Origin of the sequence: Streptococcus australis (assembly GCF_040226615.1) — a bacterium.
In the GTDB taxonomy this organism is placed as follows: Bacteria; Bacillota; Bacilli; order Lactobacillales; family Streptococcaceae; genus Streptococcus; species Streptococcus australis_E.
Window position 1 is genome coordinate 63486 of sequence record NZ_JBCOAT010000010.1, and the last position, 6962, is coordinate 70447.

A 6962-nucleotide genomic window follows, 5' to 3' on the forward strand; every position below is an offset into this window, starting at 1 on the left:
ATTGAAAAAGTGTAGAAAGTAAGGATTTAGAATATTTGTAGTCAAAAATACAATGTTGCTTCTTACGATAGGGAGATAGATATGGCAATGATAGAAGTGCAACATCTTCAGAAAAATTTTGTGAAGACAGTTAAGGAGCCGGGGTTAAAGGGGGCCTTGCGCTCCTTTGTTCATCCTGAAAAGCAGACTTTTGAAGCGGTCAAGGATTTAACTTTTGAAGTTCCAAAAGGGCAGATTCTAGGATTTATCGGGGCAAATGGTGCTGGGAAGTCGACCACCATCAAAATGCTGACAGGGATTTTAAAACCGACATCTGGTTTTTGTCGGATTAACGGCAAGATTCCACAAGATAATCGACAAGATTATGTCAAGGATATTGGAGTCGTTTTCGGACAACGCACCCAGCTATGGTGGGATTTGGCACTGCAAGAGACCTACACGGTCTTGAAGGAAATTTACGATGTACCGGACTCGCTTTTCCATAAGCGCATGGACTTTTTGAATGAAGTTTTGGATTTGAAGGATTTTATCAAGGACCCCGTGCGAACTCTTTCACTTGGGCAACGGATGCGGGCGGATATTGCAGCTTCCTTGCTTCACAATCCCAAAGTTCTCTTTTTAGATGAGCCGACCATTGGTTTAGACGTTTCGGTCAAGGATAACATTCGTCGGGCCATTACTCAGATCAATCAAGAGGAAAAGACAACTATTCTCTTGACTACTCATGATTTGAGTGATATTGAGCAACTCTGTGATCGGATTTTTATGATTGACAAGGGGCAAGAGATTTTTGATGGGACGGTTAGCCAGCTCAAGGAAACCTTTGGCAAGATGAAGACTCTCTCCTTTGACCTGACGCCAGGTCAAAATCATCTAGTCTCTCATTATGAGGGCTTGCCTGATATGTCCATTGATAGACAAGGAAATACTCTCAATATTGAATTCGATAGTTCCCTCTACCAGTCGGCCGATATTATCAAGCAAACCTTATCTGATTTTGAAGTTCGTGATTTGAAGATGGTAGATACAGATATTGAAGATATTATCCGTCGCTTCTATCGAAAGGAGCTCTAAGATGGTCAAATTGTGGAGACGTTATAAACCCTTTATCAATGCAGGGATTCAGGAGTTGATTAGCTATCGAGTTAACTTTATTCTCTATCGGATTGGTGATGTCATGGGGGCTTTTGTCGCTTTCTATCTCTGGAAGGCTGTCTTTGACTCCTCCCAGGAGCCTTTGATTCAGGGCTTCAGTATGGCGGATATCACCCTCTACATCATCATGAGTTTTGTGACCAATCTTTTGACCAGGTCTGATAGCTCCTTTATGATTGGTGATGAGGTAAAAGATGGCTCTATTATCATGCGCTTATTGAGACCAGTGCATTTTGCGGCCTCTTACCTTTTCACTGAACTTGGCTCCAAGTGGTTGATTTTTATCTCTGTTGGACTGCCATTTTTAAGTGTCATTGTTTTGATGAAAATCTTATCTGGGCAAGGTATTGTAGAAGTGCTGGGATTAACTGTCCTTTATCTCTTTAGCTTAACTCTGGCTTATCTGATTAACTTTTTCTTTAATATCTGCTTTGGATTTTCAGCCTTTGTATTTAAAAATTTATGGGGCTCCAATCTACTCAAGACTTCAATAGTGGCCTTTATGTCTGGCAGTTTGATTCCCTTGACGTTTTTTCCAAAGGTGGTTTCAGATATTCTCTCCTTATTGCCATTTTCATCCTTGATTTACACTCCAGTTATGATTATTGTTGGGAAATACGATGCCAGTCAGATTCTTCAAGCACTTTTGCTTCAGCTTTTCTGGCTTATAGTGATGGTGGGCTTGTCTCAGTTGATTTGGAAACGAGTCCAGTCATTTATCACCATTCAGGGAGGTTAGTATGAAAAAATATCAACGCATGCATCTGATTTTTATTAGACAATACATCAAGCAAATCATGGAATACAAAGTTGATTTTGTGGTTGGTGTGTTGGGAGTCTTTCTGACTCAAGGCCTAAACCTCTTGTTTCTCAATGTCATCTTTCAACACATCCCCTCGCTAGAAGGTTGGACCTTTCAAGAGATTGCCTTTATCTATGGATTTTCCTTAATTCCAAAGGGATTAGATCATCTCTTTTTTGACAATCTCTGGGCTTTAGGTCAACGGCTAGTTCGAAAAGGGGAGTTTGACAAGTATCTGACTCGTCCTATCAATCCTCTCTTTCACATCCTGGTTGAGACCTTTCAGATTGATGCCTTGGGTGAACTTTTGGTCGGTGGAATCTTACTAACGACAACGGCGACTAGCATTGCTTGGACTCTTCCCAAATTCCTGATTTTTCTAGTTTGTATTCCTTTTGCGACCTTGATTTATACTTCCTTGAAAATTGCAACAGCCAGCATCGCTTTTTGGACTAAGCAGTCAGGTGCCATGATTTACATTTTCTATATGTTTAATGATTTTGCCAAGTACCCGATTTCCATTTACAATTCGCTCCTTCGTTGGTTAATTAGCTTTATTGTACCTTTCGCCTTTACGGCCTACTATCCTGCCAGCTATTTCTTGCAGGGCAAGGATGTCTTCTTTAATATTGGTGGTTTGATTCTGATTTCTCTTATCTTTTTTTGCATCTCTCTGAAACTCTGGGATAGGGGATTAGACGCTTACGAAAGTGCAGGTTCGTAAGAGCTAAAGTAAGACTAAAATCAAGAAAGGAACTTATGATGCTTGTTATTAAAGAAGTTAAGGATGAAGAGCAAAAAATGGCAGTTGTCGCTGAGGTTTTAAAGGATTTGCCAGAATGGTTTGGAATACCAGAAAGTACGCAAGCCTACATCGAAGGAGCCAAGGACTTGAAGGTGTGGACCGCCTTTCAGGAGAGTAATTTGCTTGGCTTTGTAAGCTTGTCCTATTCTAGTGAAGATTGTGCAGAAATTGATTGTCTAGGCGTGAAAAAATCATTCCAAGGTCAAGGAATTGGGAGTCAATTGCTTGCTACTTTAGAAAGTGAAGCACGCAAAAACGTTGATTATTTACAGGTCAAAACAGTCGCAGAAGGTTCAAATAAAGATTATGACCGAACAAATGTCTTTTATCGCAGTCTTGGTTTTAAAAAATTAGAGATTTTTCCTCAACTATGGGATCTTAAAAATCCTTGTCAGATTTTGATTAAAAAGATCAACTAAAAGTGCTTGACATCCGCTATCAGAGTGCTATACTAAGAAGGCAATCGCCGATTTAGCTCAGTTGGTAGAGCAACGCACTCGTAACGCGTAGGTCACAGGTTCGATCCCTGCAATCGGCATCAAATGATACAAGAAAAAGCCCCCTTGTGACGGGCTTTTTTTGATGTTGAATCACTTTTTGTACCAAAATTTGTACCAAATTATTATAAAAGTTTTCGGATGTTTTCAAATTCATCGTTAATCTTCTCTTGTAATGTATAATCGTAGTCTTAGCTAATATGGGAATGGCTTTATCAATATTTTAGAGCTATTTTAGAAATGCCCAAAACTAACTTTCCAGAAAATAGATATTTTTCGGAAAGTTAGCTATTAATATTTATCAATGATAAAAATAGCATGTTTTAAGGGACTGACCCCAAAAAGTGAGAATTTAATAAAAAGACTTGACATAATTCGTTTACAATGGTAAACTTATTTTAAACATATTTGTTTACATCTGTAGACAGCTAGGAGGGAAGGAGAATGAGCACAATAGAATTTAATACTTATATCACAGATGCAGAATGGGAAGTCATGCGTGTAGTTTGGGCAAATGATCGAGTAACTAGTAAAAAAGTCATTTCCGTATTGCAGGAAAAAATGGACTGGACACAATCCACTATCAAAACGATCTTAGGTCGATTAGTTGGAAAAGGCGTACTAAATACAGAGCATGAAGGTAGAAAGTTTATTTACACTGCCAATATTGAAGAGACAGAAGCCGTAAGGGATTATGCAGAAGATATTTTTAACCGTATTTGCAATAAGAAAGTCGGAAATGTAATAGGAAGCATCATTAAAGATCATGTTTTAAGCTTCGATGATATAGATCGACTAGAAAAAATATTAGAGATGAAAAAATCTTTCGCAGTAGAAGAAGTGGATTGCAATTGTCCAGAAGGACAATGCGAATGTCATTTACATCATCATTAAGCATAAGGAGGATTTAAAATGAATAATGACAACATGGATAAGTTAAAACACGAGCATGGAATCACAGATGAACATGGATACCATAAGGATCAACATCAAGTACATCATGCTGGGCATGATCACTGCGGGCACAGTGGGCATGCCCACAGCGGGCACAGTGGACATAATCACAGCGGGCACAGTGGACATAATCACAGCGGGCACAGTGGACATGATCACAGCGGACACAGTGGGCATGCCCACCATCATCACGGAAGCTTTAAGGAACTTTTCTTAAAGTCATTGCCACTAGGAATCATTATTATGCTCTTAGTCCCTTTGCATGGATTTGAACTACCATTCCAGTTTACTTTTCCATATTCTGATATTGTAGTAGCTATTTTATCTACTATTTTAATTATTTATGGTGGACGTCCATTCTATCAAGGTGCAGTTGACGAATTTAAACAAAAAGAACCTGGAATGATGGCACTCGTTTCTTTAGGTTTAAGTGTTTCATATTTATACAGTATTTATGCTGTGATCATTACCTACGTAACGGGTGAACACGTGATGGACTTTTTCTTTGAATTTGCTTCATTACTATTAATCATGCTATTAGGTCACTGGATTGAGATGAAAGCTATTGGAGAAGCAGGAGACGCACAAGCAGAATTGGCTAAGTTAGTGCCGAAAGATGCTCACGTTGTATTAGAAGACGATTCAATTGAAACACGACCAGTTGCTGACTTACAGGTAGGTGATTTAATTCGTGTTCAAGCCGGAGAAAATGTGCCAGCAGACGGGATTATCGAGCGTGGCGAATCACGTTTAAATGAAGCTCTTCTAACTGGGGAGTCAAAAGCAGTAAAAAAAGGCCCTGGTGATGAAGTAATCGGGGGCTCAACAAATGGAGAAGGGGTTCTTTATATTAAAGTGAATGAGACAGGTGATCAATCCTTCATCTCTCAAGTTCAGAATTTAATCAGCCAAGCTCAAAGTCAGCCTTCCAGAGCAGAAAATATTGCTCAAAAGGTTGCAGGGTGGCTCTTCTATATTGCTGTTATTGTCGCGCTAATTGCTTTTGTAGTGTGGATGATTATTGGAGATATCCCAACGGCAGTTATATTTACTATTACTACATTAGTTATTGCTTGTCCGCACGCATTGGGTCTGGCTATTCCATTGGTAACCGCCCGTAGCACAAGCTTAGGGGCTAGCCGTGGCTTACTAGTAAAAGACCGCCAAGCCTTAGAAATAGCTCAAGATGCAGATGTGATCATTTTAGATAAAACGGGTACTTTAACAACTGGTGAATTTAAAGTATTAGATGTAAAACTTCTTAATGACAAATATACAAAAGAGGAAATCATTGCCTTATTGGCAGGTATTGAAGGAGGATCTAGCCACCCAATTGCTCAATCAATTATAAGGTTCGCCGAGCAGCAAGGTATACGTCCAGCATCTTTTGATTCGATTGATGTGATTTCCGGTGCTGGAGTAGAGGGTAAAGCAGGTGAGCACCGTTACCAATTAATCAGTCAAAAAGCCTATGGACGTAATCTTGATATGGATATTCCAAAAGGAGCAACTCTTAGTGTCTTAGTAGAAAACGATGATGCCATTGGTGCTGTAGCTTTAGGGGACGAATTAAAACCAACGAGTAAAGAGTTAATTAAAGCTCTTAAAAAGAACAATATTCAACCAATTATGGCAACAGGTGATAATGAAAAAGCGGCTCAAGGCGCGGCAGTAGATTTAGGGATTGAATATAGATCAAATCAATCTCCACAAGACAAATATGAGTTAGTTAAAACACTTAAAGATGAAGGAAAGAAAGTTATCATGGTAGGTGATGGTGTAAATGATGCTCCTTCTCTTGCCTTAGCAGATGTTGGTATAGCTATAGGTGCTGGAACTCAAGTTGCATTGGATTCAGCTGATGTCATATTGACTCAATCCGATCCAGGAGATATTGAATCATTCATTGAATTAGCACACAAAACAACTCGTAAAATGAAACAAAACCTATTTTGGGGAGCTGGTTATAACTTTATAGCTATCCCTCTAGCTGCAGGAATTTTGGCTCCTATTGGTATCACATTAAGCCCTGCATTAGGAGCAATCCTAATGTCTGTGTCAACAGTCATCGTCGCCATTAATGCTATGTTATTAAGTTTAGATCCAAAAAATAACGGTTAGCAGATCGAATGATTGAAACTCCTTAAAGTATCAAGATACAATAGTTTTACAGGAGAAAAAGAGATGTAAGTAATGGCTCTTTGTAAAATCGTGTTGGTAGAAGTAGACGATTTTTCTACCAACACGATTTTTAATTTATTATAGGACTGATTTCTGTTAAAATCCTAAAAGCCACCTATTTCGACAGTTTTATAGCTTGTTATTCTATTTTCTTGACAATAATACCACCGTCTCCACACGTTTTTTAACCATAAAAAGACACCTCCATGAGCATTTGATTATATTGTACCAAATCCAACTTGGAGGTGTTTTTATTTAATTCTCATTTACGGGGGTCAGTGCCAATTAAAATTGCGTATTTTTTATTTAAAATGTATTAGAATTAAATTCATATAAAATATGCACGAAAAATAAATCAAAATTAAAAAGTACAAATTAATGAAGTGATTATTGATAAAAATAGTTAATAATTGGTTAAACAAAATATATAACTCGTTTAAAAATTTATAGAAATGAACCATTATAAATCTCCTCTTAAATATTGAAAAAATCATTGGCAGTGGACATACTTTAAGACTATATATTTCTGAAACTAGTTTCACAATACAAATATTGACATGCAATTATT

The 6962-nt window shown here is 38.1% G+C and carries 6 protein-coding genes and 1 tRNA gene; all 7 read left to right on the plus strand.

The window, feature by feature from the left end:
* Positions 1-81: 81 nt before the first annotated feature.
* The 7 genes from ABT997_RS08940 (at position 82) to ABT997_RS08970 (ending at position 6334) form a co-directional block, all read left to right on the plus strand.
* Complete coding sequence (locus ABT997_RS08940) at positions 82-1074, plus strand: ABC transporter ATP-binding protein (RefSeq protein WP_350019189.1); 993 nt, start codon at positions 82-84, stop codon at positions 1072-1074.
* Position 1075: 1 nt separating this feature from the next.
* Complete coding sequence (locus tag ABT997_RS08945) at positions 1076-1894, plus strand: ABC transporter permease (protein ID WP_320910922.1); 819 nt, start codon at positions 1076-1078, stop codon at positions 1892-1894.
* A gap of 1 nt (position 1895) precedes the next feature.
* Positions 1896-2681: an ABC transporter permease gene (locus ABT997_RS08950; RefSeq protein WP_014712926.1), complete on the plus strand. Its 786-nt coding sequence runs from the start codon at positions 1896-1898 to the stop codon at positions 2679-2681.
* A gap of 38 nt (positions 2682-2719) precedes the next feature.
* The gene (locus ABT997_RS08955) at positions 2720-3181 is read left to right on the plus strand and encodes a GNAT family N-acetyltransferase (RefSeq protein ID WP_350019190.1); all 462 of its coding nucleotides are present in this window, start codon (positions 2720-2722) and stop codon (positions 3179-3181) included.
* Between the two features lie 46 nt (positions 3182-3227).
* Positions 3228-3300: transfer RNA gene (locus tag ABT997_RS08960), tRNA-Thr, on the plus strand.
* 403 nt (positions 3301-3703) lie between these two features.
* Positions 3704-4153: a CopY/TcrY family copper transport repressor gene (locus ABT997_RS08965; protein WP_350019191.1), complete on the plus strand. Its 450-nt coding sequence runs from the start codon at positions 3704-3706 to the stop codon at positions 4151-4153.
* 18 nt (positions 4154-4171) lie between these two features.
* Complete coding sequence (locus ABT997_RS08970) at positions 4172-6334, plus strand: copper-translocating P-type ATPase (protein ID WP_350019192.1); 2163 nt, start codon at positions 4172-4174, stop codon at positions 6332-6334.
* The last annotated feature ends 628 nt before the right edge of the window (positions 6335-6962 follow it).

Excerpts from the sequence above, each read along its gene's own strand:
- ABT997_RS08945 (WP_320910922.1), top strand. The coding sequence starts at position 1,076 with ATGGTCAAATTGTGGAGACGTTATAAACCCTTTATCAATGCAGGGATT.
- ABT997_RS08965 (WP_350019191.1), top strand. The coding sequence starts at position 3,704 with ATGAGCACAATAGAATTTAATACTTATATCACAGATGCAGAATGGGAA.
- ABT997_RS08970 (WP_350019192.1), top strand. The coding sequence starts at position 4,172 with ATGAATAATGACAACATGGATAAGTTAAAACACGAGCATGGAATCACA.
- ABT997_RS08940 (WP_350019189.1), top strand. The coding sequence starts at position 82 with ATGGCAATGATAGAAGTGCAACATCTTCAGAAAAATTTTGTGAAGACA.
- ABT997_RS08955 (WP_350019190.1), top strand. The coding sequence starts at position 2,720 with ATGCTTGTTATTAAAGAAGTTAAGGATGAAGAGCAAAAAATGGCAGTT.
- ABT997_RS08950 (WP_014712926.1), top strand. The coding sequence starts at position 1,896 with ATGAAAAAATATCAACGCATGCATCTGATTTTTATTAGACAATACATC.